This window comes from uncultured Brevundimonas sp. (genome assembly GCF_937863155.1).
In the GTDB taxonomy this organism is placed as follows: Bacteria; Pseudomonadota; Alphaproteobacteria; order Caulobacterales; family Caulobacteraceae; genus Brevundimonas.
Genome location: NZ_CALMFB010000011.1, coordinates 23313 through 48523 on the forward strand (window position 1 = coordinate 23313; position 25211 = coordinate 48523).

Here is a 25211-nt window from a genome sequence, read left to right on the forward strand (position 1 = left end):
CGTGTCCCGGGACTGCGAATCGCGCATCCGGGGCGTCATCCTAACCCGCCCAGCCCGGCTTACGAATCACAGATCCAGCGCCAGGTCGAGGGTGAACAGCTTCCTGTGCTCCTCGATGGCGTAACGGTCGGTCATGCCGGCGATGTAGTCGCACACGGCCCGCGCCTTCTTCGCTTCTTCGCCGACCGCGCGCGCCTGCCATTCGGGCGGCATGACGCCCGGATCGGCCATGAACAGATCGAACATCTCGGCGATGATCCGGCGCGCCTGGGACCGGGTGCGGTTGACGCGATAGTGGCGATACATCCGCTCGAACAGGAAGGCGCGCAGGACGGCCAGTTCGGCCATCATGGCGTCCGAGAACTGGACCATCGGCCGGCCGGCGGCGCGCACGGCCTCGACCGTTTCGACCCCGTCTTCGGCCAGACGACGGCGGGTTTCGGCCAGAACGTCCTGGACCATGGCGCCGATCATGCGGCGCACCGCCTCGATCCGAACCATGCGCGCATCCAGCCCCGGCCAGGCGGTGCGCACATCGTTCAGGATCGGCCCGATCAGCGGAACCTGCTCCAGGTCCTCCAGGGTGAACAGGCCCGCCTGCACCCCGTCGTCGACGTCGTGGTTGTTGTAGGCGATGTCGTCGGCCACCGCCGCGCACTGAGCCTCCAGCGAGGCGAAGCTGTCCAGCCGCAGATCCCAGCCGCCCTTGGCTCCGTATTCCGCAATGGCCTGCCACGCCGGTTCGTCCAACCGGTGCGCCACCGGGCCGTTGTGCTTGATGACGCCCTCCAGCGTCTCCCACGTCAGATTCAGCCCCTCGAACGCCGGATAGCGGCGCTCCAGCTTGGTCACCACGCGGAAGGTCTGGACATTGTGATCGAAGCCGCCCCAGCCGGTCATCCGGTCCTGAAGCTCGTCCTCGCCCGCATGGCCGAACGGGGGGTGGCCCAGGTCGTGCGCCAGGGCGACCGTCTCGGCCAGATCCACATCCAGCCGCAGGGCGTAGGCCAGCGACCGCGCGATCTGGGCCACCTCCAGGCTGTGGGTCAGGCGGGTGCGGTAATGGTCGCCCTCGTGCGCCACGAAGACCTGGGTCTTCTCCTTCAGGCGGCGGAAGGCGGTGGTGTGGATGATGCGGTCGCGGTCGCGGGCGAAGGCCGGGCGGGTGCGGCTGTCGGCCTCGGCGAAGCGGCGCCCGCGCGAGGCGCCGACGTTTTCGGCGAACGGGGCGAGGGAAGGCATCACCAGAACTGCGCTCGAATACGGCGCGGGCCTTTGCGATCGCCCGCCGTCACCTCATATAGAGAGCCGTGAGCAGCGTCGAATCCCCCGCCTTCCAGATTTCGCGCCCCGGCGAAGGTCCGGGCCTGAGCTTGGCCGCCTCGGCCGCGCGTCGGCTGGCGGCCCTGTCGCAGGCCGATGGGCAGGCGGTGATGCTGCGCGTCGCGGTGGACGGCGGCGGCTGTTCGGGCTTCCAGTACCGGTTCGAACTGGTCAGCGCGGCCGAGGCCGACGACGTGCAGGTGACGACCGAGGGCCAGACGGCGCTGGTGGACGCGGTGTCCCTGCCCTTCCTGGTCGGATCGGAAATCGCCTTTGTCGATGATCTGTCGGGCGCGCAGTTCGTGGTTCGCAACCCCAACGCCGCCTCCAGCTGCGGCTGCGGCGTCAGTTTCTCGATCTAAAAGTCGATCCATTTAGGCAAATGCCAAAATAGGACTTGCGATTAGGATAATTCCTAATTAGCGTTCTTCCTATGAACGCCCTGTTCAAAGCCCTGTCGCATCCGGTTCGGCGCCGCATCATCGAGATGCTGCGCCAGGGGCCGATGGCGTCCGGTGACATCGCCGCCGTCTTCGACATGAGTTGGCCGACCGTCACCGGCCATCTGAACGCCCTGAAGGAGGCCGGCCTGGTCAGCCCCGAGCGCGACGGCGCCTCGATCCGCTACCGGCTGGAGATTTCGGCGGTGGAAGAGGCCATGGCCTTCCTGATGGACATCACCGGAACGGGCAGGAACGCACCCGACAAGGAGACCGGATCATGAAACGCTTCACCCTGCTGGACGCCCTGACCGGCGTCGCCGTCGTCGGGCTTCTGAGCCTAGCGGCCTGGGTCGCCCTGGCGGGACCGGAAGGCGCCCTGCCGGTGCATTTCAACGCCGCCGGCCAGGCCGACCGCTGGGGCGACCGCAACGAGGTGGCGCTGCTGATCGGCGCCATGGCCCTGCTGGGCGGGGTGGTGTCGGGCCTGATCGGCCTGGCGGTAGCGCGCACCGATGATCCCAGCCGCCGGCGCGGCCTGATGACGGGCCAGGCGGTCGGCCTGTTGGCGGTGGTGGGATCGGCGCTGTTCTGCGCCTATCTGAGCCTGAACGGCGCGGCCGAGTTGCAGCCCGCCCTGCCCATGGCGCTGATCTCGCTGCTGTTCGTGGCCATCGGCGCCACGGCGGGCCGGATCGGGCCGAACCCGGTCGTGGGCGTGCGCACGCCGTGGAATTTCAAGAGCCGCCTGGCCTGGGACCGGTCCAACCGCCTGGCCGGCCGCCTGTTCTTCTGGATCGGCCTGATCGGCCTGGCCGCCAGCCCCTTCGCGCCCCAGCCGATGGGCATGATGGTCGTGGTGGGCGCGGTTGTGGTCGCCGCCGCCCTGTCGGTGTTCGAGAGCTGGCGCGTGTGGCGCGACGACCCCGAGCGCCAGCCCTTCTGATCCGCTCACGCCCTGTTTAACGGAGACCCGTCATGACCTTCGCCGCCCTTGCCGCCGCCCTGATGCTGGCCGGCCCCGTTTCGACCCCCGTGACCCTGGACAGCCAGCCCGCGCCCCTGCACGGCGCCCTGCTGACGCCCGAGGGCGCGACCCACGCCGCGGCGGTGATCATCGCCGGCTCCGGCCCGACCGATCAGGACGGCAACAGCCCCCTGGGCGTGCGCGGCAACATGCTGAAGGCCCTGGCCGAAGGGCTGGCCGATCAGGGCGTGGCCACCCTCCGCTATGACAAGCGCGGTATCGCCGCCAGCGCCGCCGCGGCCGTGTCCGAGGCCGAGCTGACCTTCGGCCACATGGTCGACGACGCCCGCGCCTGGGCGGCCGAGGCGGCCACGCGCACGGGCCAGCCGTGCGTCTGGCTGATCGGTCATTCCGAGGGCGCGTTGGTCGCCCAGCTGGCGGCGGCGGATAATCCGCAGGTCTGCGGCCTGGTGCTGCTGTCGCCGGTGGGCCAGAAGGCGTCGGATCAGATCCGCGCCCAGCTGGACGCCGCCCTGCCCGAGGCGATGAAGCCCGCCGCCCTGGCCGCCCTGGACGACCTGGCCGCCGGGCGCACCACCGCCAATGTGCCGGGTCTGGAGGCCCTGTTCCGCCCGTCGGTCCAGCCGTATCTGATCAGCTATATCTCGCAGGATCCGATCGCCTTGATCGCCGCCTATGACGGCCCGGTCCTGCTGGGCCACGGCACGACCGATCTCCAGGTGCCGGCCGACAACAGCGAGCGTCTGGCCGCCGCCCAGCCGCGCGCGAAACTGGTCCTGTTCGACGGCGCCAACCACCTGCTGCGCGCCGCGCCGATGGATCGGGCGGGCAATATGGCCACCTATGGCGACGCCAACGCCGTGCTGGACGCCGGGGTGGTTCCGGCCGTGGCCGGCTTCATCCTGGCGCCGCGTTAAAGCGTTTCCTGGAACCGGACGGGGCGGCCGTGCGCCGTCCCGATCAGGTCGCCGTCGCACATCACCACCCGGCCGCGCACGATGGTCGCCATAGGCCACCCCTTGGCCTGAAACCCGTCGAAGGGAGTCCAGCCGCAGCGGCTGGCCTGATCTTCGTGCCGGATGGTGCGGGTCGCCTTCAGGTCGATCAGGGTCAGATCGGCGTCCCAGCCCTCGGCCATCCGGCCCTTGCCGGCGATATTGAAGATGCGCTGGGCCCCGGCCGAGGTCAGGTCGATGAACCGCTCCAGCGACAGCCGCCCCTCGGCCACATGGGTCAGCATCACGGCCGGCAGGGTCTGAACCCCAGGCATGCCTGACGGCGAGGCCGGATAGGGCTTGGCTTTTTCTTCCTTGGTGTGCGGCGCGTGGTCGGAACCCAGCACGTCCACCACGCCCTGTTGAATGCCCCGCCACAGGCCGTCGATGTGAGGACGATTGCGGATCGGCGGGTTCATCTGGGCATAGCCCTTCAGCCGCTCATAGGCTTCGTCGCCGTCCAGGGTCAGGTGCTGGGGCGTGGTCTCGACCGAGGCGATGTCGCGGTGATCGGCCAGGAATTCGATCTCCTCGGCCGTCGAAACATGCAGGACGTGGATGCGCTTGCCCACCTCGCGCGCCAGACGGACCAGGCGGCGGGTGCTCATGATCGCGCTCTCGGCGTCACGGACGTCGGTGTGGCTGGTCCAGTCGCCGGTGCGGGCCAGGCCGCGGCGCTCGGCCAGGCGATATTCGTCCTCGGAATGGAAGGTGGCGCGGCGACTGACGGCGTTCAGCACCTGACGCACCCCATCGTCGTCGGCGATCAGCAGGTCGCCCGTCGAGGCGCCCATGAAGACCTTGACCCCGCAACAGCCCGGCAGACGCTCCAGCTCGCCCAAGTGGGCCGCATTGCCGTGGGTGCCGCCGATGTAGAAGGCGTGATCGGTCCACATCCGGTCGCGGGCGCGGGCCAGCTTGTCCTCCAGCGTCGCCGGATCGGTGGTGTTGGGATTGGTGTTCGGCATCTCGAACACGGCCACGACGCCGCCCAGGGCCGCCGCACGACTGCCGGTCTCCAGATCTTCCTTCCACTCCAGGCCCGGCTCGCGGAAATGCACCTGGGTGTCGATGATGCCGGGAATGACGGTCAGGCCCGAGGCGTCGAACACCTCTGCGGCCGACGCCTGGGACAGGTCGCCGATGAAGGCGATCTTGCCGTCGATCACGCCCACGTCGGCCGGTCCGCGCCCGGCGTGGTTGACGACCTCGCCCCCGCGCACGATCAGGTCATAGGTCTGGGGCATGGCCGAACTCCGTTCAGGCCGACCGCTCGGCCAACAGCTTGCGTGCCGCCTTCAACACCCTTTCGTAGGGCAGGTCCATCATGTGCTGGATGGCCTGGTTCAGACGGGGGTCCAGGGCCTTGAACTCGTCCAGGGTGCGCGGGCCACGCAGCGACGCCCCCCGCCACGGCCCCCGGACCGTTTCGTCCGAAGGACCGAACACGGCGACCGACGGCGCGCCCGCCGAGACCGCCAGCTGGGTCCACAGGCTGTCGTTGCCGACATAGAGTTTGGCGTGGCGCAGGGCGGCGGCGGTCTGAAGCGGCGTCAGCTTGCCCTGCAGTTCGATCACCCGCGCGCGCGGCACGGCGAAACGGATGGTGTGGGCGGCGTCGCGCTCGATCTCTTCGCCGACGATCATCAGCCGCCCGCCCGCCAGCGGCCCGTCGTCGGCCAGAAGCGGCGTCGCCACCTTGGCGAACCGTTCGGCGGGCCAGCGCTTGCCCATCCATTCCACGCCCGGCCCCACCGCCAGGATCGGCCGGTCGTCCGGCTGGATCAGGGCGTCGGCGGCGGCCATGGTCTCGTCGCCAAAGAACAGCCGCGGGGCCGGAACCTCGTCCAGTTGCAGCACCTTGGCCGCCGCCTCGACGGCATGCAGGCCCGGTTCGAGCGTCTCGGGCCGTTCCGCCCGCTTCTGGCGGCGCAGCTTACGGGCCAGGCCCGTGCCGCGCATATCGACCACCAGGCCCCAGCGCGTCTTGCGCAGCCGGTTCCACAGGCCGATCCAGTCCAGCGCGCCTTCGTTTTCCAGCACCATCAGGCGTTTCAGGCGCGGCGTGTCGGCGAACAGAGGCGCGCTCTGGGGCGAGCCGACCACGGTGAAATCCGCCTGGGGCACGGTGTCGGCCAGATGCGCCAGCACGCCCGAAGACAGCACCGCCTCCTCGGGGTCCGCCTCGGCCAGATACAGGATCGGAAAGCGTCCGTTCATTCGGATTCCTCTGTACAAGGATTCTGGCGATTGGACGCCCCGTACCTGGGGATGAAATCGCGCCCTGGCGGCCGGTTCCTGACCGACATGTAAGGTGACGGCGCCGCCCCCTGATCCTAGTGTCGCGCGCGACACCTTTCGGAGACCGCCATGAAGCCCCGTCACCTGTTCCTATCGGCCGCCCTGGGCGCCCTGGTCGTCGGCATGGCCGGTCAGGCCGCCGCCCGCAGCGAGACGGCCGCCCCGGCGCCCGCGACCGCCGACGCCCCGGCCGCGACCCCGCTGATGCCGGTCGAGCGGTTCCAGCTGCCCAACGGCCTGAACGTGGTGTTCCACATCGACCGGTCCGATCCGGTGGTGGCGGTGGTCCTGGCCGCCCATGTCGGCTCGGCGCGCGAGGAGCCGGGGCGCACCGGCTTCGCCCACCTGTTCGAGCATCTGTTCTTCCTGGATTCCGAGAACCTGGGACCGGGCGGGCTGGACGCCATGAGCGCGCGCATCGGCGGCTCGGGCGCCAACGGCTCCACCAGCCGCGACCTGACCGACTATCTGCAGACCGTGCCCAATGACGCCCTGGAGAAGATGATCTGGGCCGAGGCGGACAAGCTAGGATACTTCATCAACACCGTGACCGACGCCGTGCTGGCCAAGGAGAAGCAGGTCGTCAAGAACGAGAAGCGGCTGCGGGTGGACAACCAGCCCTATGGTCACGCCGGGGGCGTGATTTCCGAGGCCCTGTATCCGGCCGACCATCCCTACAGCTGGCAGGTGATCGGGTCGCTGGCCGACCTGGACGCGGCGACGCTGGACGATGTGCGCGGCTTCTATCGGCGCTGGTACACGCCGGGCAACGCCACCCTGGTGATCGCCGGCGAATTCGACCCGGCCCAGGCGCGCGGCTGGATCGAGAAATATTTCGGCGAGATCCCCGCCGGCGCCGCCGTGCCCGAAGTCGCGCCGCGCCCGGCCGGTCTTCAGCAGACCGTGCGCCTGATGCATGAAGACGCCTTCGCCCAGTTGCCGGAACTGACCCTGGCCTGGCCGACCGTCGAACGGAACCACCCGGACGAGGCGGCGCTGGACGCCCTGACCACCCTGCTGACCGACGGCAAGGATGCGCCGCTGAACGCCGTGCTGATCGACGAGGCCAAGCTGACGTCCCAGGTCGGCTTCTTCCAGCAGAACGGCCAGATCGCGGGCGAGGCCTATCTGAGCGTGCGCGCCTTCGCCGACATCGACCTGGACCGCGTCCAGGCCGCCCTGGCCGACGGCTTCGCCCGGTTCGAGGCGCAGGGCGTCGACACGGCCGCCCTGGAGCGGGTCAAGACCATGGCCGAGGCCGACTTCTACGCCCGCCTGGACAGCGTGCTGGGCAAGGGCGCCGCCCTGGCGCGCTATGACGCCTTCGGCGGCGATGCCGATCAGGAGCTGGCCCGGCTGCGGGCCGTCACCGCCGACGATGTGATGCGCGTCTATCGCCAGTATTTCGTCGATCGCCCCCATGTGGTCACCAGCTTCGTGCCGCGCGGCAAGACCGAACTGGCCATCGAAGGCTCGACCGTCGCGACCGTGGCCGAAGAGGCCATCGTCCAGGGCGCCGAGGCGCCGGTGGACGCGCGCGCGGGCGATGTCGCCTATGAACGCACCGCCTCCAGCTTCGACCGCACGGTCGAGCCGCCGGCCGGTCCCGCCCCGGTGGTGACCGCCCCGACCATCTGGACCGTCGACAGCGCCAATGGCCTGTCGCTGTCGGGCATCGTCAACGCCGAGACGCCGCTGGCGACCTTCGACCTGTCCATCGAGGGCGGGCGGTTGTTCGACGACCCGGCGCGGCCGGGCGTGGCCAATCTGGTCGGCCGCATGCTGGATCGCGGCACGGCCAACCGCACCCCGGCCGAGCTGGAGAACGCCTTCAAGGCCCTGGGGGCGCGCGTCAATGTGGGCGTGGGCGACGAGCGGATCGTGATCTCGGGCCGGACGCTGGACCGCAATCTGACCGCCACCCTGGCCCTGGTGGAGGAGATGCTGCTGCAGCCGCGCTGGGATCCGGCCGAGCTGGAGCTGGCGCGCGCCGCCGTCATCGCCGAAATCCAGGACGCCCGCGCCCGGCCCGACGCCCTGGCCGGGCGGGTCATGAGCCTGGTCGCCAACGACCCGGCCAGCATCCTGTCGCGCAATCCGCTGGGCACCGAAGCCTCGGTCGGCGGCCTGACCATGGATGATCTGAAGGCCTATCACCGTGAACGGCTGATCCCCGGCCTGGCGCATTTCCGCATCGTCTCGCCGTCCGACCAGGCGGCGGTGGCGGCGGCGGCGAACGGCCTGGCCACCCACTGGGCCGCGCGCCCTGTGACCCAGCCCCCGGCGCCCCAGCCGGTCATGCCCGAACGGTCGCAGGTCTATTTCTATGATGTGCCGGGGGCCAAGCAGTCGGCCCTGCTGTTCGGCTATCCGGCCCTGAACCGGTCGGCCCCCGACTTCTATCCGGCCACGGTGATGAACTATCGCCTGGGCGGCGGCGGCTTCGCCTCGCGCCTGACCCAGCAACTGCGCGAGGGCCAGGGCTATACCTATGGCGTGCGTTCGGGCTTCGACGGCGGCGACCGGACCGGCGCCTTCGCCCTGGGTTCCAATGTCCGCACCAATGTGACGCTGGAGGCGGCCCAACTGGCCCGTTCGATCATCGCCGACTATGGCGCCACCTTCACCGACGAAGACCTGGCCGTCACCCGCAGCGCCATGAGCCGCAGCCGCGCCCGCGCCTTCGAGACGGCGCGCGCCAAGCTGGGCGTTCTGGCCGCCGTGGGCGAACTGGGCCTGCCGGCCGACTATCTGGACCGGGAAGCCGCCGTCATCGACCAGATGACCGTGTCGCAGATCCGCGACCTGGCCGAACGCTATCTGCGCACCGACGCCATGTATTACGTCGTGGTCGGCGATGCGGCGACCCAGGCGGAACGGCTGGAGGCCCTGGGCTATGGCGCGCCGGTGATGATGAACGACCGCGTCGCAGAAGCAGATCGTTGATGGAGAACTGGGCGTCCGACCTCGGGGACTTCATCACCCGCAACGCCGCCTGGGGCGCGCCGGTTCTAGGGCTGATCACCTTCGGGGAATCGCTGGTCCTGATCGGCGGCTTCTTTCCGGCCACCGCCCTGATGCTGGTGGCCGGCGGCCTGGTGGCGACCGGCGTGCTGGACGGGCCGACCGTCCTGGCCTGGTGCATCGCCGGGGCCATACTGGGGGACGCCGTCTCCTACTGGCTGGGGCGCAAGCTGGGGCCGCGCGCCTGGCGGATTCCGATCCTGCGCAAATATCGCCGTCTGATGGCGCGGGCGCGGATGTTCTTCCGCCGCTATGGCGTCGCCTCGATCTATCTGTGCCGGTTCATGGGGCCGGTGCGGGCCTTCGTGCCGCTGATCGCCGGGGTCACGGCCATGCCGAACCTGAAATTCCAGCTGGCCAATGTCGGGTCGGCGATCATCTGGGTGCCGGTGATGCTGGCCCCCGGCTATCTCGCCGGCAAGGGCGCCCAGTTGATCGGCGGCCAGCACGCGATGGAGTGGGCGCTGGGCGGCATCGCGGTGGTGGCGATCCTGGCGCTGATCCTTCACGCCCTGCGCGAGCGCAAGGCCGCCCGGGACGAGCATCAGCCATGACTTTGTGTTTCGCGGGCGCAAACCGGCCTTAACGCCCGCGGGTTTCGCCGTCACAAAGGGTTCCGGCCCCTCTTTCGACGCCCGGACACATCAATGATCAGAGCCAGACGCGCGCGCATCGTCGCCACCCTCGGTCCCGCCAGCCGCGCGCCGGGCATGGTCAAGGCCCTGGCCCAGGCCGGCGCCGACGTCTTTCGCCTGAACTTCAGTCACGGCAGCCATGAGGATCATGCAGCGGCCCTGAAGGCCGTGCGCGGCGCCGAGATGGCCCTGCAACGCCCTCTGGGGGTTCTGGCCGACCTGCAAGGGCCGAAGCTGCGGCTGGGCCGGTTCGCGGACGGCGCAATCGAGGTGAAGCCCGGCCACGTCATGCGGTTCGACCTGGACCCCGCGCCCGGCGACGCCACGCGGGTGCAGATGCCGCACCCGGAAATCTTCAAGGCCCTGCGCACCGGCATGGCGCTGCTGATCGACGACGGCCGCATCCGCCTGCGGGTCGGCGAGCGCGCCGATGACTGGGCCGAGGTGACGGTCGAAAGCGGCACGAAGCTGTCGGACCGCAAGGGCGTGGCCGTGCCCGACGCCGTCATCCCCGTCTCGGCCCTGACGACCAAGGACCGCGAGGATCTGGCCTTCGCCCTGCGCCTGGGCGTCGACTGGGTGGCCCTCAGCTTCGTCCAGAAGGCCGAGGACATGGCCGAGCTGAAGCGGCTGGTGAACGGCAAGGCGGCCTGCCTGGCCAAGATCGAAAAGCCCCAGGCGCTGCAGGATCTGGAATCCATCCTGGACTATTGCGACGGGGTGATGGTGGCGCGTGGGGACCTGGGGGTCGAGCTGCTGCCCGAAGAAGTGCCGGTGGCGCAGAAGCAGATTTTGCGCGCGGCCCGTCGCCGGGGCGTGCCGGCCATCGTCGCCACCCAGATGCTGGAATCCATGACCAGCGCCCCCGCCCCCACCCGCGCCGAGGCGTCGGACGTGGCCAATGCGGTCTATGAAGGCGCCGATGCCCTGATGCTGTCGGCCGAGACGGCGTCGGGCGACTATCCGCTGGAGGCCGTGGGCATCATGAGCCGGATCATCGAGCGGGTCGAACGCGACCCCCTGTGGCCCAGCCTGATGGACGCCGAACACGCGGGCATGGACGAACATGACGTCGACGCCCTGGTCGCCGCCGCGCGCAAGGCGGCCGAGGCGCAATCGACCGCCTGTATGGTGGTTTTCACCACCCTGGGCGGCACGGCGCGGCGCATGTCGCGCGAACGGCCGCTGCAGCCCGTGCTGGCCCTGACGCCCAATCCCGACACGGCGCGCCGCCTGGCCCTGGTCTGGGGACTGGAGCCGAGGCTGGGCAAACAGCCGGATTCGCTGGAGGCCGTCACCGACGACGCGGTGACCAGCGCGGTGAAGTTCGGCCTGGCCGAGGCCGGCCAGCGCATCCTGATCCTGGCCGGCACCCCGTTCGGCGCGCCGGGCGCGGCCAACCTTCTGCGCCTGGCCCATGCGCCGGCGGGGCCGAAGACGCGCGGCAAGACCTGACGCCGTTTCCGGGCTACCGTTCGATCCATGTCGAATCCTGCACGGTCCGCATGATCAAATACATCGGCTCGAAACGCGCGCTTCTGGACCCGATCCTGTCGGCGGTGCGCGATCTTGCGCCCCAGGGGGGGACGGTGTGCGACCTGTTTTCCGGCTCGGCCCGGGTCGGCCATGCATTGAAGGGCGCGGGCTATCGGGTCTGGTCGAACGATCACAACGCCTATGCCCACACCCTGGCCACCGCCTATGTCCAGGCGGATCAAGAGCGCTGGGCGGCGCCGGCCCAGGCCATTCTGAACGAACTGGCGGCCCTGAAGCCCGAGGCCGGCTGGTTCACCCAGGCCTTCTGCATCGACGCCCGCTTCTTCCACCCCGACAACGGCGCCCGCATCGACGTCATGCGCGAGCGGATCGAGGCCATGGGGCTGGAGCCGGAGCTGAAGGCCGTGGTGCTGGTGGCCCTGATGGAGGCCGCCGACCGGGTGGATTCCACCGCCGGATTGCAGATGGCCTATATGAAGTCATGGGCGAAACGGGCGCTGAAGCCGCTGGAGCTTCGCCTGCCCGCCCTGCAACCGGCCGTGGCGGGCGGCCCCTGCATCGCCACGCGCGGCGACGCGGTCCAGATCGCCGAAAAGGTCGAGGCCGATCTGGTCTATCTGGACCCGCCCTATAACCAGCATTCCTATCTGTCGAACTATCACGTCTGGGAAAGCCTGGTGCTGTGGGACCGGCCCGAGACCTATGGCGTCGCCAACAAGCGCATCGACTGCAAGACGCGCAAGAGCGCCTTCAACAGCCGCCCCGGCATCGGCCCGGCCCTGCAGACAGTGATCGAGCGGCTGAAGGCGCCGCAACTGATCGTTTCGTTCAACGACGAGGGCTATCTGAGCCGCGACGACCTGACGGCCATGCTGTCGGCGCGCGGCCATGTGCAGGTGGTCGAGATCGAACGCCCCCGCTATGTCGGCGCCCGCATCGGCATCCATGACCCGAAAGGCCGCAAGGTCGGGACGGTCGGGCGGCTGCGGAACGTCGAATATCTGTTCGTGGTCACGCCCACGCCGGTCGTGCTGGCGGACGCGGCGTGACGGGCTCGGCGCCCCGGTCCGAACGCGGGCTGGAACGGGCGCCGCCGCGCGGTCGTTACCGCGTCATGGAAGAGCTGACCCTGACGCCCCGCCCTGTTTCGCGCCGGTCGCCGGAACCGGCCGCCTGTGCCCTGCCGCCCGTGCATCGGTTCGACGGTCGCGCTGCGAACGATCAGACGCCGGTCCCGACGCCGGAAACGACTCGAACGTCCCCCTGGGTTGTCGTGATCGCGGGCGCGGTGGTCGCGGCCCTGCTGGGGCTGCTGCTGGGCGGAATGCTGGCGGCCTGAGACGTCTTGACCCGGATCGCGTTCGGGTTTCCCTTCGGGGCCGGGAGGAAACGGCCATGACGCGGACGCTGAAGGGACTGCGGTGGGGGCTGTTCGGCCTGTATGTCGTGGCCGGGGCGGCGGCCTTGATGGCGGCGACGCCGGCGGGTCTGGCGGCGCTGGGTCTGGGCGCGCTGAACGTCAGCTTCACCCCCGCCATGATCCTGGGCCTGCCGTGGAGCCTGCCGCTGTTCGTGCTGGATGACGGGGCGGCGGCGCGGTTCGCCAGCCTGGGCATCTGTTACGGCCTGAATGTCGGCCTGGGCCTGATGCTGGCCCGTTCGGACTGATCGGAGATCCCGCCGCCTTTCGACGGCGGGACCGATGTAGAGATTAGCGCAGGTCGTAGACGCCGGTGATGTCGATCCGCACCGTCAGTTCGCCCGCGGCGACGGGGGTCGAGGCGTCGGCGCCCATGGCCATTTCGGCGCGGGCGTACATCATCTGCGGACGCGGGGCGTAGCCGCCGCCTTCCGACAGCGAGCGGATACCGCCCAGCTCGACGCCCAGGGCCTGGGCGTACAGGGCCGCCTTGCCCTGAAGCGCACGCACGGCCAGCTGACGCGCCTGGTTCTCGGCTGCGCTGGGGTCTTTCAGGCCGAAGCTGATGCCGTCGATCTGGTTGACGCCGGCGGCGACCACGGCGTCAGCCGTCGTGCCGACCTTGGTCAGGTCTTCGATGATGACGGTGACGCGATTGTTGGCCTGATAGCCGCGCAGGCGGGGCGGCTCGTTCTGGACATAGTCATATTGGGCCGACAGGTTCAGGCCCGAGGTCTGGACGCTGCGTTCCGGGATGCCGGCGCGGCGCAGGGCGGTCATGACCTCGGTCATGCGGGCGGCGTTCTGGCGCATGGCCTCGGCGGCGGTCGGGGCCTCGGTCACCACGCCGAAGCTGATGGTCGCCATGTCCGGCGCGGCCCTGACTTCGCCATAGGCCGACAGATTCAGCGACGGGCGCTCGGTCACGGCCTGGATGGTCAAGGGGGCGCCTCCGTTGGGTTGGCTCTGGGCCTGGACGACGGCGGGGGCCGAAGCCGCCAGGGCGGCGCCGATCATCAAGGCGGAAAGGGTGCGGGTCATCGATAGTCTCCGTCAGAGAGAGGGTCGGGCCGAAGGTGGCGCGCGACCTGGGCCGAACCTTGGCCTTTGGCGTCTGAACCGAATGGCCGAGGGGCCGTGCAGGTTCCGTTCAACATGACGGCGAAACGGCGCCCTTTTCCCCCGTCCGCGCGCCTGCTAGGCCGTGTCGCTCGGCGGGCGCGTAGCTCAATGGTTAGAGCCGACCGCTCATAACGGTCTGGTTGGGGGTTCGAGTCCCTCCGCGCCTACCGACGCCTTACCGCCCCCAACCGCCCCCGCGCCAGCGGTCGTCGCCCCGGCGGCGGTCGTCGCTGATGTAGCGGCCATCGCGGTCGTACCAGCCATAGCCCTGCTGGAACCGGTCATAGCCGTCCAGTTCATAGGCGTCGTTGGCGTAGGGCACGCCCAGGCTGCCTTCGTCCGCATCCCACCAGTCGCGCGGATAGGGGCGGTTTTCACAGTACCAGCCACGATCCTGGCCACGATCCCACGACGGCGTGTAGCGGTCGCGCCAACGCGGGTCGAAGCGCGGGCGGCAGATGTCGTAGCGGGACCAGACGCGGTTGCCGCTGGCCTCGATCACGGCGCGGTTCTCGGCGTAGATGACGTCGCGCACGCGCGAGAAGACGTTGTTGCGCACAATGGCCCGGCCCGAGGCGGCGGCCACGCCGGTCTCGGCGCGGATACGACTGTCGGTCAGGGTCAGTTCGCCATTGTACAGCACAGCGCCCTTGTCGGCCTTGCACAGGCGGCTGTTGGCCACCGAGACCGAGGCGCCTTCCACGACCACGCCCTCGACATAGCCGCAGATCTTGGCGTTCGAGACTTCGACGCGGCCATACTCGCGCCCGGCGCGGACCATCAGGCCGATGGCGCGCGGACCGAAATTGACCGGCTGTTCCGATCCGACCAGGGTCGCCGCCGTCAGGGTGGAGGCCGCACCGGCGCCGGGCGTCAGTTCGATGCCCGACTGAGAGCCGGTGACCGTCAGTTCGTGACCGGTGAAGGTTCCGCCGTCCATGACGATGGCCGGGGCCACGGTCTGGGCGTCCACCACGGCGTTGCGCAGATCCAAGAGGCCGCCGTCGGCGTAGATGGCCGCCTCGTCGCCCGCATGGCGGAAGCCGACGCGGTTCATGACAATCTCGGCGCCATAGCCGACCAGGCACGCGGCGTCGCCGGCGCGCGGCGAGGCGAAGACCATGTCGCGGATTTCGACCCGGACGCCTTGCGCCACCGTCATGCACGGCAGGCCGTCCGGCGCCTGAAGCGTCGGGGTCGGGTTGCGGGTCCAGTCGCGGGGGTCGAAGCCGCCTTCGCCGATGATGGTCAGCGGCTTGTCGATGTTCAGCCAGCCGACGCAGGCGCCGGCCCGCGCGCGGATGATCAGGGTGCCGCCGGGCCGCACGCGGCGCACCGCATCCTCGACCGCGCCGGTGCCGGGATTGCCGCCGCAATCGACCAGAACGACCTCTTGCCCGCCAGGGCCATGGCCGGGACCGCCGGGCCAGCCGGGGCGCCAGTCGGGCCGGTGCCGGCCGTAGTCATAGCGCCGGTGCAGGTTGCGGCTGCGATAACTGCGCGTTGGCGGGTCCAGAAGGACGCCGAAATTGGGGCGAGTCTGGCTTTCGACCTTGGCCGCGACCTGGGCCTGGGCCTGGGGCGCCTGGGTCGCGACGCCGGCGGCGACCGTCAGGGCCAGGGCGGCGGCGCCGATCAGGCTGGAACGGAGGCTCATCATACTCACGCCCTCCTAGCGGCGCTGCGAGCGGGACACCTGGGCGAGGACCGCCTGCAGGCGCGACGCGGAGGGGCCGAAGCCCGACAGCGCCGATTCGATGCGTTGAACCACGGCCTCGGCCTTGTCCTGGTCGGCCACGCCGGCGACGCCCAGGGCGAAGAAGGTGGACAGGGCGAATTTGGCCTCGGGGCTGCCCTGTTTGGCGGCCTCGTTGTACCAGTGGAAGGCGCGGGCGTAGTCGGCCGGAACGCCGATGCCCTCGGAATACATCACCGCCAGAACCAGCTGCGCTTCGGACGAACCGTTGACCGCCGCCAGCTGGATGGCGCGCACCCGCTCCAGATGGCTGAACCGTCCCTCCATCGGATGGCCCAGCATGGCCTCCAGGGTCTCGACCTGACGCTTGGACAGGTCTTCGGCCAGGGCCGGAACCGTCTCGACAATGCCCAGGTAACGCAGGGCGCGGCCGACGTGGACGAAGGGCAGTTCGGTCGCCATGCGCGACAGGGCGTATTCATAGGCGTCGCCGCGCGGGCGGCTTTCGTCCGAGAAGGGCACGCCCGAGGCCGGCGCCTTGTTGGGATAGAATTCGAACGGCGGCGTCCACTGCCGGGCCTTGGCCTCGACGAAACGGCCGTACTGGCTGCGGCCGGGCGAGGACTGTTCGAAGTCCTTCAGCAGCACATAGGCGCCGACGTCGCCGGTCTGAACCGCCAGATAGTTGTACAGATAGGCGTCCACATCGTTGCGCTGGAACAGATTGACCGCCGCCGGCGCGCCGCCCGCGCGTCGCGAACGATTGCGGTTCTGATCGCCGCCGCCGCGACGGCCCACGGCCTCGCGCGCCTGGCGGTTGTCGGCCGGTTCGCCGAACGGGCCGTACAGGCTGTCGTGCAGCCGGGCCAGGGTGCGATAGCCGGCCGCATCCTGGGTCGACAGCACATAGACGATGCGGTCGCGGACCTGTTCCTGCTCTTCGCGGGTCATCTGGCCCAGCAGGCGGTTCAGACGCTGATAGGCCGTATGCCGTTCAAAGGCGCGGCAGTCGTCATAGCGCGACAGCGGTCGCCAGCCGCCGAAGCCGCCGCGATCCACGCGGTTGATCGGGGCGTAACCCTGATCGTTGGCCAGGGCCATGCCGTACCAGACGGCGCTTTCGATCGGGTCTTCGATGTTCTTGTCGGTGGCGCGCAGGGCCGAATAGCGCGAACCCAGCTCCAGCTGGGCGAAGAAGTCGCCCCGGAAGGCCGCCCGGCGCAGATAGCGCAGGCCCGTTTCCTGGGCGTTGAACTCGGGCCCCGTGAAGGACGGCGGACGCGGACAGGCGTTCGAGCTGGCGTCGCCGCCGCGCCAGAACTGCATGCCCTGATCCTGGCAGCTGGTCACACTGATGGCGGCGACGGCCAGCACCGCCACGGCCGCCGCGGCGGCCAGCGGCGCGCGCGCACGGTTGCGGGCGCGATGCTCGTCCATGCCCTCGCGGTCGCGCATGATCCCCTACCCCTCGCCGCGCCCTTTGAAAGCAGGGCGCACCTTAACCATGTTACGCCGGGATGGTCCGGCCCCGGGCGGCCGCTGTCAAGGTTAACGCCCGATTAAGACAAAGCGTTGCCGCAGCGCGGCGGAAATGTGACTCGATTCCCGGTTTTCCACAGGGATCAATCGCTTGAGAGGCGAATTCCGCCCTCTCCCGCCGCCGTCCACATCGGCCTATATGCAGGCCATGAGCTATGTCGCCCGCACCGACCGCCCCGCCGACAAGGCCGCCCGCTATGCCGAGGTCCAGCAGGAGATTCTGGCCGTGCTGGAGGGCGAACCCAGCCGCATCGCCCGCATGGCCACCGTCGCCTCCATGCTGGCCGACGCCTTCGACGTCTATTTCTGGACCGGCTTCTATCTGGTGGCAGAGGACCGGGCCGAGGAGTTGGTGGTCGGCCCGTATCAGGGCACGCTGGGGTGTCTGAGAATCCCGTTCGGGCGCGGGGTCTGCGGCGCGGCGGCGCGTACGGGCCAGACCCAGGTGGTCCAAGACGTCCACGCCTTTCCCGGCCACATCGCCTGCGACAGCCGTTCGCGCAGCGAGATCGTGGTTCCGGTGCGCGACGCCTCGGGCGCCCTGATCGCGGTGTTCGACGTGGACGCCACCGAACCGGCCGCCTTCGACGCCGTGGACGCCCAGGCGCTGGAAGCCTTGATACATCAGGTGTTCGCGGCCTGACCCGGCTCTGCTAAGCCGTGCTCCATGCGGATCGGCGTTGACTTCGGCGGCACCAAGATCGAGGCGGCCGTCCTGACGGCCGACGGCGCCTTTTCGGCGCGCCTGCGCGAACCCAATCCCGGCGACTATGACGCCGCCATCGCCACGGTCGGACGCCTGATCGCGCGGGTGGAGGCGCAGGCGGGCATGACGCCCGGCGGTCCGGTCGGCCTGGCGGTGCCTGGGTCGCCGTCGCCGCAGACCGGCCTGATGCGCAACGCCAACTCCACCTGGCTGAACGGCCGGGCCTTCGGCGCCGATCTGGAGGCCGCCCTGGGCCGTCCCGTACGCCTGGCCAATGATGCGGACTGTTTGGCCGTGTCCGAGGCGCGCGACGGGTCGGGCGCCGGCGCGCGCACAGTCTTCGCCGCCATATTGGGCACCGGCTGCGGCGGCGGCGTGGTGGTGGACGGTCGGCTGGTGTCCGGCGCCAACGGCATCGCGGGCGAATGGGGCCACACCCCCCTGCCCTGGTCCGACGATGACGAGCATCCGGGGCCGGATTGCTGGTGCGGACGGCGCAACTGTCTGGAGCTGTGGCTGTCGGGCAGCGGGCTGCAACGCGACCATCAGACCCGCACCGGCCACGCCCTGACCGCCCAGGCGATCGTGGCCCAGGCGCGGGCGGACGACGCCGGGGCCGCGCGGACGCTGGACCGGTTCACCGACCGGCTGGGTCGGGCGCTGGCGGTCGTCGCCGACATCCTGGACCCCGACGTCTTCGTGCTGGGCGGCGGCCTGTCGAATGTGGACGAGATCTATGGGCGCCTGCCGCCCTTGGTGGCTCGCCATGTCTTCGCCGACCGGTGGCAGGGGCGGATCGTCCCGGCGCGATGGGGCGATTCATCCGGCGTGCGCGGGGCGGCCTGGCTGTGGGACGCGGCCGGTTGATCGGCGCGGCGCGGCCTCTATGGTCCGGCGACGCGATTGCAGGAGGATTCCCATGGGCAAACGGGTGATAGCGGTCACCGGCGGATGCGGCGTTCTGGGCCGGGCCGTGGTCCAGGCTGCGCTGGACGCCGGATGCAAGGTCGCGGTCATCGACCATTCGCGCCACAGCGGGGTCGAGGGCGCCCACTATATCGGCGGGGTCGACCTGACCGATGCAGCCCAGGCCCAGGCCGCCATCGACGCGGTGGTCGAGACCTTCGGCCGGCTGGACGCCCTGCTAAACATCGCCGGCGGCTTCGCCTGGCAGACGGTGGATGACGCCACCCCCGCCTGGGACAGGATGTTCGCCCTGAACCTGACCACGGCCCTGAACGCCAGCCGCGCGGCCCTGCCCCACCTGAAGGCGTCCGACGCCGGGCGTATCGTCAATGTCGGATCGGCCGCCGCCCAGAAGGCGGGCATGGGCATGGGGGCCTATGGCGCGTCGAAGGCGGCCGTTCACCGCCTGACCGAGGCCCTGGCGGAGGAGCTGAAATCCACGTCCGTCACCGTCAACGCCGTGCTGCCGTCGATCATCGACACGCCCCAGAACCGCGCGGACATGCCCGACGCCGACCCGACCGCCTGGGTCGCGCCGGACGATCTGGCGGCGGTGATGCTGTTCCTGGCCTCGCCCGCCAGCCGCGCCATGACCGGGGCGCTGGTCCCCGTGACGGGCAAGGTGTGATGCAGACCCGGTTCCGCAGCGTGCTGTTCCTGCCCGCCGACAACGGGCGGGCGGTCGAGAAGGCGCGAGGCCTGACCTGCGACCTGGCGGTGCTGGACCTGGAAGACGCCGTGGCCCCGGACCGGAAGGTCCAGGCGCGGACGGCGGCGGTTCAGGCTCTGACGACCTATCCGTTCGCCGTGCGCATCAACGGCCTGGACACCCCCTGGGGCGCCGATGACCTGAAGGCCCTGGCCGGGACCGACGTCGGCGTGGTGGTCGCGCCCAAGGTCGAGGATGCGGCGGGCGTCGCCGCCCTGTCTCAGCATCTGCCGGACGGCGCGCGCCTTTGGGCCATGATCGAGACGCCGCGCGCCCTGATGCAGCTGGGCGCCATCGCCGGGTCGGGCGGGGCGTTGGCGGGGCTGATGCTGGGGATCAACGACCTGGCCAAGGCGCTGGGAACCGGGCCGTCGGCCGATCGCGAGCCGCTGAAACCCTGGATGGCCGCAATGGTGACCGCCGCCCGCGCCCATGGGCTGATCGCCATCGACGGGGTGTTCAACCGGTTTCAGGACGCCGAAGGTTTCGCCGCCGAGGCGGCTCAGGCGCGGTTGTTCGGCTTTGACGGCAAGAGCCTGATCCACCCGTCGCAGATCGACCCCTGCCACGCCGCCTTTGCGCCCAGCGAAGCCGAGATCGCCTTCGCCCGCGCCGTGGTGGCCGCCTTCGATGCGCCCGAGGCGGCCGGCAAGGGCGCGATCCGGGTCCAGGGCGAAATGGTCGAGCGGCTGCATCTGGAACAGGCCAAGGCCCTGCTGGCGACACTCTGAACGCCAGACTTCAAGCCGGCGCCACATCTCTTCACGCTTTGTTACGGCCCCGCCCTCGCCTTCCCGGCCCCGGCGCGCTAGTCAGGCCGCGATTGCGACAGACTCGGGAGCAATGGTGATCATGACTCAGTGGGTTTACGGCTTCGGCGGCGGTTCGGCGGACGGCGACGCCTCGATGAAGAACCTGCTGGGCGGCAAGGGCGCCAATCTGGCCGAGATGTCGTCCCTGGGCCTGCCGGTGCCGCCGGGCTTCACCATCACCACCGAGGCCTGTGTCCACTACTACGCCCAGGGCGAGACCTATCCCGCCGATCTGGCGGAACAGGTCGCGGCGGGCCTGCAAAAGGTCGAGGGGATCACGGGCAAGCGGTTCGGTGATCCGGCCAACCCCCTGCTGGTCTCGGTCCGGTCGGGCGCGCGGGCGTCGATGCCTGGCATGATGGACACGGTGCTGAACCTGGGCCTGAACGACCAGACGGTCGAGGGGCTGGCGGCCCTGTCGGGCGACCGGCGCTTCGCCTTCGACAGCTACCGCCGCTTCATCACCATGTATTCGAACGTGGTTCTGGGCCTGGGCCACGACCTGTTCGAGGAAGTGCTGGACGATCACAAGGACCGCCTGGGCGTCACGGTCGATACGGACCTGAGCGCGGGCGACTGGGAGAAGGTGGTCGGCGACTACAAGGCGGTTGTCGAGCGCGAGCTGGGCGAGGGCTTTCCCCAAGACCCGAACGACCAGCTGTGGGGCGCGGTCGGCGCCGTCTTCGCCAGCTGGATGAACGACCGGGCCAAATTCTATCGCCGCATGCACGACATCCCCGAAAGCTGGGGCACGGCGGTGAACGTCCAGTCGATGGTGTTCGGCAATATGGGCCAGACCTCGGCCACCGGTGTGGCCTTCACCCGCAACCCCTCGACCGGCGAGGCGCGGCTGTACGGCGAGTTCCTGATCAACGCCCAGGGCGAAGATGTCGTCGCCGGCATCCGCACGCCGCAAAGCCTGACCAGGGCCGGGCGCGAGGAGATGGGCGAAACCGCCCCCTCGATGGAAGAGGCCATGCCCGAGGTGTTCGGCCAGTTCGTCGAGGTCGTCGGCCGGCTGGAAAGCCACTATCGCGACATGCAGGACATCGAGTTCACGGTCGAGCAGGGGCGGCTGTGGATGCTGCAGACCCGCAACGGCAAGCGCACGGCCAAGTCGGCGCTGAAGATCGCGGTCGATCTGGCCGCCGAGGGGGTGATCTCGCAGGAAGAGGCCGTCAGCCGGGTCGAACCGGCGGCGCTGGACCAGCTGCTGCACCCCACGCTGGACCCCAAGGCCCCGCGCAATGTCGTGACCACCGGCCTGCCCGCCAGCCCCGGCGCCGCGACCGGCAAGATCGTCTTCGACGCCGACGAGGCAGAGCGGATGAGCCAGCTGGGCGATGCGGTCATCCTGGTCCGCACCGAGACCAGCCCGGAAGACATCCACGGCATGCACGCGGCGCGCGGCATCGTTACGGCGCGCGGCGGCATGACCAGCCACGCCGCCGTGGTGGCCCGCGGCATGGGCCGCCCCTGCGTCTCGGGCGCAGGGGACATCCAGATCGACGACAAGGCGCGGACCTTCACGGTCAAGGGCCGGACGTTCAAGGCCGGTGACATCATCACCATCGACGGCTCCAAGGGCGAGGTGATCGACGGCGCCGTGCCGATGATCGAGCCGGAACTGACCGGCGACTTCCAGACCCTGATGGGCTGGGCCGACGGCATCCGCCGGCTGAAGGTGCGGGCCAACGCCGAAACCCCGACCGACGCCAAGACCGCGCGCGGCTTCGGCGCCGAGGGCGTGGGCCTGTGCCGAACCGAGCACATGTTCTTCGACGACACCCGGATCGCCGCCGTGCGCGAGATGATCCTGGCCGACGACGAGGCGGGCCGCCGCGCCGCCCTGGCCAAGATCGCGCCGTTCCAGAAGGCGGACTTCGTCGAGCTGTTCCAGATCATGGCCGGCCTGCCGGTGACCATCCGCCTGCTGGACCCGCCGCTGCACGAGTTCATTCCCCATACCGAGGCCGAGATGGACGCCCTGGCGGCGTCTCAGGGGCTGGATGCGGCCAAGCTGAAGCGGCGGGCGGCGGACCTGCACGAGACCAACCCCATGCTGGGCCATCGCGGCTGCCGCCTGGGCGTCGCCTATCCCGAGATCTACGAGATGCAGGTGCGCGCCATCATCGAGGCGGCGCTGGAGGTGAAGGCCAAGAGCGGCCAGGCGCCGATCCCGGAAATCATGCACCCGCTGGTGGCCCTGGGCGGGGAGATGAATTTCCTGCGCGCTCTGACCGACCGCACGGCCCAGGCGGTGTTCGCCGACACGGGCGACCAGGTCGACTATATGGTCGGCACCATGATCGAGCTGCCACGTGCGGCCCTGCGCGCCGCCGACCTGGCCCAGAGCGCCGAGTTCTTCAGCTTCGGCACCAATGACCTGACCCAGACGACGTTCGGCATCAGCCGCGACGATTCCGGCCGCTTCCTGCAGGCCTATCTGGACAAGGGCATCTTCGAGACCGACCCCTTCGTGCGGCTGGACCGAGACGGCGTCGGCGACCTGATCCGCATCGCGGCCGAACGCGGGCGGGCCGCGCGGCCGGGCATCAAGCTGGGCATCTGCGGCGAACATGGCGGCGATCCGTCGTCCATCGCCTTCTGCGAAAGCGTGGGCCTGGATTACGTCAGCTGCTCGCCCTATCGCGTACCCATCGCCCGTCTGGCGGCGGCCCAAGCGGCCCTGGCGGCGCGCACCGGCAAAGAACGCGAAAAGGATCGCTGACCAGTCGGTAAGTTTAGGCGCGCCGCATTTCAGTCATTCTTGACTGAACATCGTGTGTGTCTTTTCGTACACGGTTAAGCTTCCGTAATGAAACGGCCATGGAACGGCCATGGGTGCATCCCCATTTCTTCATCCGCTGGGTGGGGCCGGTGACCGAAGAAGTCACCGTATCCAGAGGATTGACATACCAATGCGTAAACTTCTCATCGCGACCGCCGCCATTACCGCCATCGCCGCTCCGGCTGCTGCGCAAAGCATCTCGAATACCTATGGCACGCTGGGCTATAGCAGCGTTCAGGGCAATGACACCGACCTGGGCGCCGTCACCGGCCGCATCGGCGCGCGTTTCACGCCCTATATCGGCGTGGAAGGTGAAGCCTCGTTCGGCATCAGCGACGACAACATCGCCGGCATCCCGAACTCCAAGGCCGAGCTGAAGCACGACCTGGCCGCCTATGTGACCGGCACCATCCCGGTGTCGCAGAATTTCGAACTGTTCGGCCGCGTCGGCTACGGCACCACCAAGGTGAAGGCCGAAGTGGGCGGCGTGTCGGCCTCGGACAGCGAGGAAAGCATCAACTGGGGCGTCGGCGGCAACTACTTCTTCGACGGCCAGAACGGCGTCCGCGCCGACTGGACCCGCCGCGACTTCCGCGACGGCGCCGGTGACGCCGACGTCTGGTCGGTGAATTTCGTCCGCAAATTCTGATCGGACGACACAGGCTTTTGGCGAAAGGCGCGCTCGAAAGGGCGCGCCTTTTTCGTATGCGGGTTCAGGCCAGGCCCGGCTGCAGGGCCCAGCGCATCGACCCTTCGCCAAAGGGGCGGAAGAACAGGTCGCGATATTTCTCGAACACCTCGACCACGCGCGCGGCCAGATCCTGGGCCACCTGTTCGCCGCGCTGGCGCTTCATGGCGGCGACGCAGTCGACCACCACCGACTGATGCGCCGATCCGCCCATGCTTTTCAGCACGGCGGCGACATCCTCAGCCAGCGGATCCAGCGGGGCGCCCCAGGGGCTGTTCGGATTGCGGGTGTGGGTCATGCGGGCCTGCTCCCCTCTGTCCTCGACACTGGAGAGAACGGGTCGCAAAGACTGGTCCCAGATGCAAGCGTCAGCGCAGAATCGTGAACGCAGCGCGCGCCATCAGGCCCGTTTGCGCACGAACACCGTCCCGGCCGAATAGCCCGCGCCGAAGCTGCAGATCAGCCCCGTATCGCCCGGCGCAAAGCCGTCGTTGTGCAGGTGGAAGGCGATGATCGACCCGGCCGACGAAGTGTTGGCGTAGTCGTCCAGGATGATGACGTTCTCGCCCGGCGCGGGGTCGCGGCCCAGCACCTTGCGCCCGATCATCTCGTTCATGTTGATGTTGGCCTGATGCAGCCACAGCCGCTTCAAACCGGCCGGCTCCAGGCCCAGGTCGGCCGCATGGTCCACGATCATCTCGGCGACCATGGGCACCACATCCTTGAACACCTTGCGGCCCTGCTGGACGAACAGCTTGTCGGTCGGGCCGCCGGGCGTATCGGGCGCGGCGCCGGTGGCCAGGGCGGCGGTGTTCAGGAAGCCGAAATTGTTGCGGATATTGTTCGAGAAGACGGTCTTCAGCCGCGAACCCAGAATCTCCCAGCCGCCCGCCCCGGCCTGATCCTCGGCCTCGATGATCACGGCCGTGGCCACGTCGCCGAAGATGAAATGGCTGTCGCGGTCGGTGAAGTTCAGATGGGCCGAGCAGACCTCGGGGTTGACCATCAGCACCGCCTTGACCGAGCCGGAGGCGATGAAATCCGCCGCTGTCTTGATGCCGAAGGTGGCGCTGCTGCAGGCCACATTCATGTCGAAGGCGAAGCCCTCGATCCCCAGGGCCTGCTGCACCTCGATGGCCATGGCCGGATAAGGCCGCTGCATGTTCGAGGCGGCGCACAAGACGGCGCCGATCTCGCTGACCGGCTTGCCCCAGCGGGCGATGGCGTCACGCGCCGCCTTGACCGCCATTTCGGCCAGGATCGACAGCTCGTCGTTCGAGCGTTCAGCCAGGTTCGGCCGCATCCGGGCGGGGTCAAGCACCCCGGCCTTGTCCATCACGAACCGCGACTTGATGCCCGACGCCTTTTCGATGAACTCAGGCGACGACGGGGTGCGCGCCTCCAGCTCGCCCGCCGCGATGGCGTCGGCGTTGTCGGCGTTCCACCGCTCGGCCCAGGCGTTGTAGGCGTCGACCAGTTCCGCGTTCGAGATGGACTGGTCCGGGGTGAACAGGCCGGTGGCGGCGATCACTGCGTTCGTCATTATCGATTCCTACCGC

The 25211-nt window shown here is 69.4% G+C and carries 24 protein-coding genes and 1 tRNA gene; 17 read left to right on the top strand and 8 right to left on the bottom strand.

Features of this window, described 5'->3' with window-relative positions; translation table 11 throughout:
* Positions 1-66: 66 nt before the first annotated feature.
* A complete protein-coding gene (locus tag Q0581_RS01235; protein ID WP_298696691.1) occupies positions 67-1242 on the bottom strand; it encodes a deoxyguanosinetriphosphate triphosphohydrolase in 1176 nt (391 codons plus the stop codon).
* Between the two features lie 68 nt (positions 1243-1310).
* Between Q0581_RS01235 and erpA the strand changes: the two genes are divergently transcribed.
* The 4 genes from erpA to Q0581_RS01255 all read left to right on the top strand — a co-directional run bounded on the left by erpA (position 1311) and on the right by Q0581_RS01255 (position 3668).
* Complete coding sequence (erpA, locus tag Q0581_RS01240; protein ID WP_298696693.1) at positions 1311-1685, top strand: iron-sulfur cluster insertion protein ErpA; 375 nt, start codon at positions 1311-1313, stop codon at positions 1683-1685.
* Between the two features lie 71 nt (positions 1686-1756).
* Complete coding sequence (locus Q0581_RS01245) at positions 1757-2047, top strand: metalloregulator ArsR/SmtB family transcription factor (RefSeq protein ID WP_298696696.1); 291 nt, start codon at positions 1757-1759, stop codon at positions 2045-2047.
* The gene (locus Q0581_RS01250; protein WP_298696698.1) at positions 2044-2709 is read left to right on the top strand and encodes an SdpI family protein; all 666 of its coding nucleotides are present in this window, start codon (positions 2044-2046) and stop codon (positions 2707-2709) included. Before Q0581_RS01245 ends, Q0581_RS01250 begins: the two co-directional genes overlap by 4 nt.
* 32 nt (positions 2710-2741) lie before the next feature.
* Complete coding sequence (locus Q0581_RS01255; protein WP_298696701.1) at positions 2742-3668, top strand: alpha/beta fold hydrolase; 927 nt, start codon at positions 2742-2744, stop codon at positions 3666-3668.
* Here the strand turns inward: Q0581_RS01255 and Q0581_RS01260 are convergent.
* Positions 3665-4993, bottom strand: coding sequence for a dihydroorotase (locus Q0581_RS01260; RefSeq protein WP_298696704.1), 1329 nt, complete (start codon positions 4991-4993; stop codon positions 3665-3667). The genes Q0581_RS01255 and Q0581_RS01260 overlap by 4 nt on opposite strands.
* Positions 4994-5006: 13 nt before the next feature.
* Complete coding sequence (locus tag Q0581_RS01265) at positions 5007-5966, bottom strand: glycosyltransferase family 9 protein (protein ID WP_298696707.1); 960 nt, start codon at positions 5964-5966, stop codon at positions 5007-5009.
* A 150-nt stretch (positions 5967-6116) separates the two neighbouring features.
* Between Q0581_RS01265 and Q0581_RS01270 the strand changes: the two genes are divergently transcribed.
* The 6 genes from Q0581_RS01270 to Q0581_RS01295 all read left to right on the top strand — a co-directional run bounded on the left by Q0581_RS01270 (position 6117) and on the right by Q0581_RS01295 (position 12871).
* Positions 6117-8993 carry a pitrilysin family protein gene (locus Q0581_RS01270; RefSeq protein ID WP_298696710.1) on the top strand — a complete coding sequence of 959 codons (2877 nt, stop codon included), beginning with the start codon at positions 6117-6119 and terminating at the stop codon, positions 8991-8993.
* Positions 8993-9625 carry a DedA family protein gene (locus Q0581_RS01275; RefSeq protein ID WP_298696711.1) on the top strand — a complete coding sequence of 211 codons (633 nt, stop codon included), beginning with the start codon at positions 8993-8995 and terminating at the stop codon, positions 9623-9625. Before Q0581_RS01270 ends, Q0581_RS01275 begins: the two co-directional genes overlap by 1 nt.
* Positions 9626-9718: 93 nt before the next feature.
* The gene (gene pyk / locus Q0581_RS01280; RefSeq protein ID WP_298696713.1) at positions 9719-11161 is read left to right on the top strand and encodes a pyruvate kinase; all 1443 of its coding nucleotides are present in this window, start codon (positions 9719-9721) and stop codon (positions 11159-11161) included.
* Between the two features lie 50 nt (positions 11162-11211).
* Complete coding sequence (locus tag Q0581_RS01285; RefSeq protein WP_298696716.1) at positions 11212-12252, top strand: DNA adenine methylase; 1041 nt, start codon at positions 11212-11214, stop codon at positions 12250-12252.
* Complete coding sequence (locus Q0581_RS01290) at positions 12249-12542, top strand: hypothetical protein (protein WP_298696719.1); 294 nt, start codon at positions 12249-12251, stop codon at positions 12540-12542. Before Q0581_RS01285 ends, Q0581_RS01290 begins: the two co-directional genes overlap by 4 nt.
* A gap of 56 nt (positions 12543-12598) precedes the next feature.
* A complete protein-coding gene (locus Q0581_RS01295; RefSeq protein WP_298696721.1) occupies positions 12599-12871 on the top strand; it encodes a hypothetical protein in 273 nt (90 codons plus the stop codon).
* Positions 12872-12914: 43 nt separating this feature from the next.
* Here the strand turns inward: Q0581_RS01295 and Q0581_RS01300 are convergent, their stop codons facing one another.
* Positions 12915-13664: an SIMPL domain-containing protein gene (locus Q0581_RS01300; RefSeq protein WP_298696723.1), complete on the bottom strand. Its 750-nt coding sequence runs from the start codon at positions 13662-13664 to the stop codon at positions 12915-12917.
* Positions 13665-13839: 175 nt separating this feature from the next.
* On the opposite strand from Q0581_RS01300, the gene Q0581_RS01305 reads away from it, so the two are divergent.
* A tRNA-Ile gene (locus Q0581_RS01305) sits at positions 13840-13912 on the top strand.
* An 8-nt stretch (positions 13913-13920) separates the two neighbouring features.
* Here Q0581_RS01305 and Q0581_RS01310 read toward each other — a convergent pair.
* Both Q0581_RS01310 and Q0581_RS01315 read right to left on the bottom strand, forming a co-directional pair.
* Positions 13921-15402, bottom strand: coding sequence for a hypothetical protein (locus Q0581_RS01310; protein ID WP_298696726.1), 1482 nt, complete (start codon positions 15400-15402; stop codon positions 13921-13923).
* 15 nt (positions 15403-15417) lie between these two features.
* Positions 15418-16896 (bottom strand): tetratricopeptide repeat protein, encoded by a 1479-nt coding sequence (locus Q0581_RS01315; RefSeq protein ID WP_298696728.1) that lies wholly within the window; start codon positions 16894-16896, stop codon positions 15418-15420.
* A gap of 232 nt (positions 16897-17128) precedes the next feature.
* Between Q0581_RS01315 and Q0581_RS01320 the strand changes: the two genes are divergently transcribed.
* The 6 genes from Q0581_RS01320 to Q0581_RS01345 all read left to right on the top strand — a co-directional run bounded on the left by Q0581_RS01320 (position 17129) and on the right by Q0581_RS01345 (position 23613).
* Positions 17129-17623, top strand: coding sequence for a GAF domain-containing protein (locus Q0581_RS01320; protein ID WP_298696731.1), 495 nt, complete (start codon positions 17129-17131; stop codon positions 17621-17623).
* Positions 17624-17647: 24 nt separating this feature from the next.
* Entirely contained in the window at positions 17648-18553 is a 906-nt protein-coding gene (locus Q0581_RS01325; protein WP_298696734.1) for an ROK family protein, read from the top strand.
* A gap of 52 nt (positions 18554-18605) precedes the next feature.
* Entirely contained in the window at positions 18606-19280 is a 675-nt protein-coding gene (locus Q0581_RS01330; protein WP_298696736.1) for an SDR family NAD(P)-dependent oxidoreductase, read from the top strand.
* Positions 19280-20092, top strand: a complete 813-nt coding sequence (locus Q0581_RS01335; protein ID WP_298696738.1) for a CoA ester lyase — start codon at positions 19280-19282, stop codon at positions 20090-20092. The genes Q0581_RS01330 and Q0581_RS01335 overlap by 1 nt, the downstream gene beginning before the upstream one ends.
* 112 nt (positions 20093-20204) lie before the next feature.
* The gene (gene ppdK, locus Q0581_RS01340; RefSeq protein WP_298696741.1) at positions 20205-22904 is read left to right on the top strand and encodes a pyruvate, phosphate dikinase; all 2700 of its coding nucleotides are present in this window, start codon (positions 20205-20207) and stop codon (positions 22902-22904) included.
* A gap of 190 nt (positions 22905-23094) precedes the next feature.
* On the top strand, positions 23095-23613 hold the full coding sequence (locus Q0581_RS01345) for a porin family protein (RefSeq protein WP_298696744.1): 519 nt from the start codon (positions 23095-23097) through the stop codon (positions 23611-23613).
* Positions 23614-23677: 64 nt separating this feature from the next.
* Here Q0581_RS01345 and Q0581_RS01350 read toward each other — a convergent pair whose 3' ends face one another.
* Positions 23678-23950: a hypothetical protein gene (locus Q0581_RS01350; protein WP_298696747.1), complete on the bottom strand. Its 273-nt coding sequence runs from the start codon at positions 23948-23950 to the stop codon at positions 23678-23680.
* A gap of 102 nt (positions 23951-24052) precedes the next feature.
* Positions 24053-25195, bottom strand: a complete 1143-nt coding sequence (locus Q0581_RS01355; RefSeq protein WP_298696750.1) for a beta-ketoacyl-ACP synthase III — start codon at positions 25193-25195, stop codon at positions 24053-24055.
* Between the last annotated feature and the right edge of the window lie 16 nt (positions 25196-25211).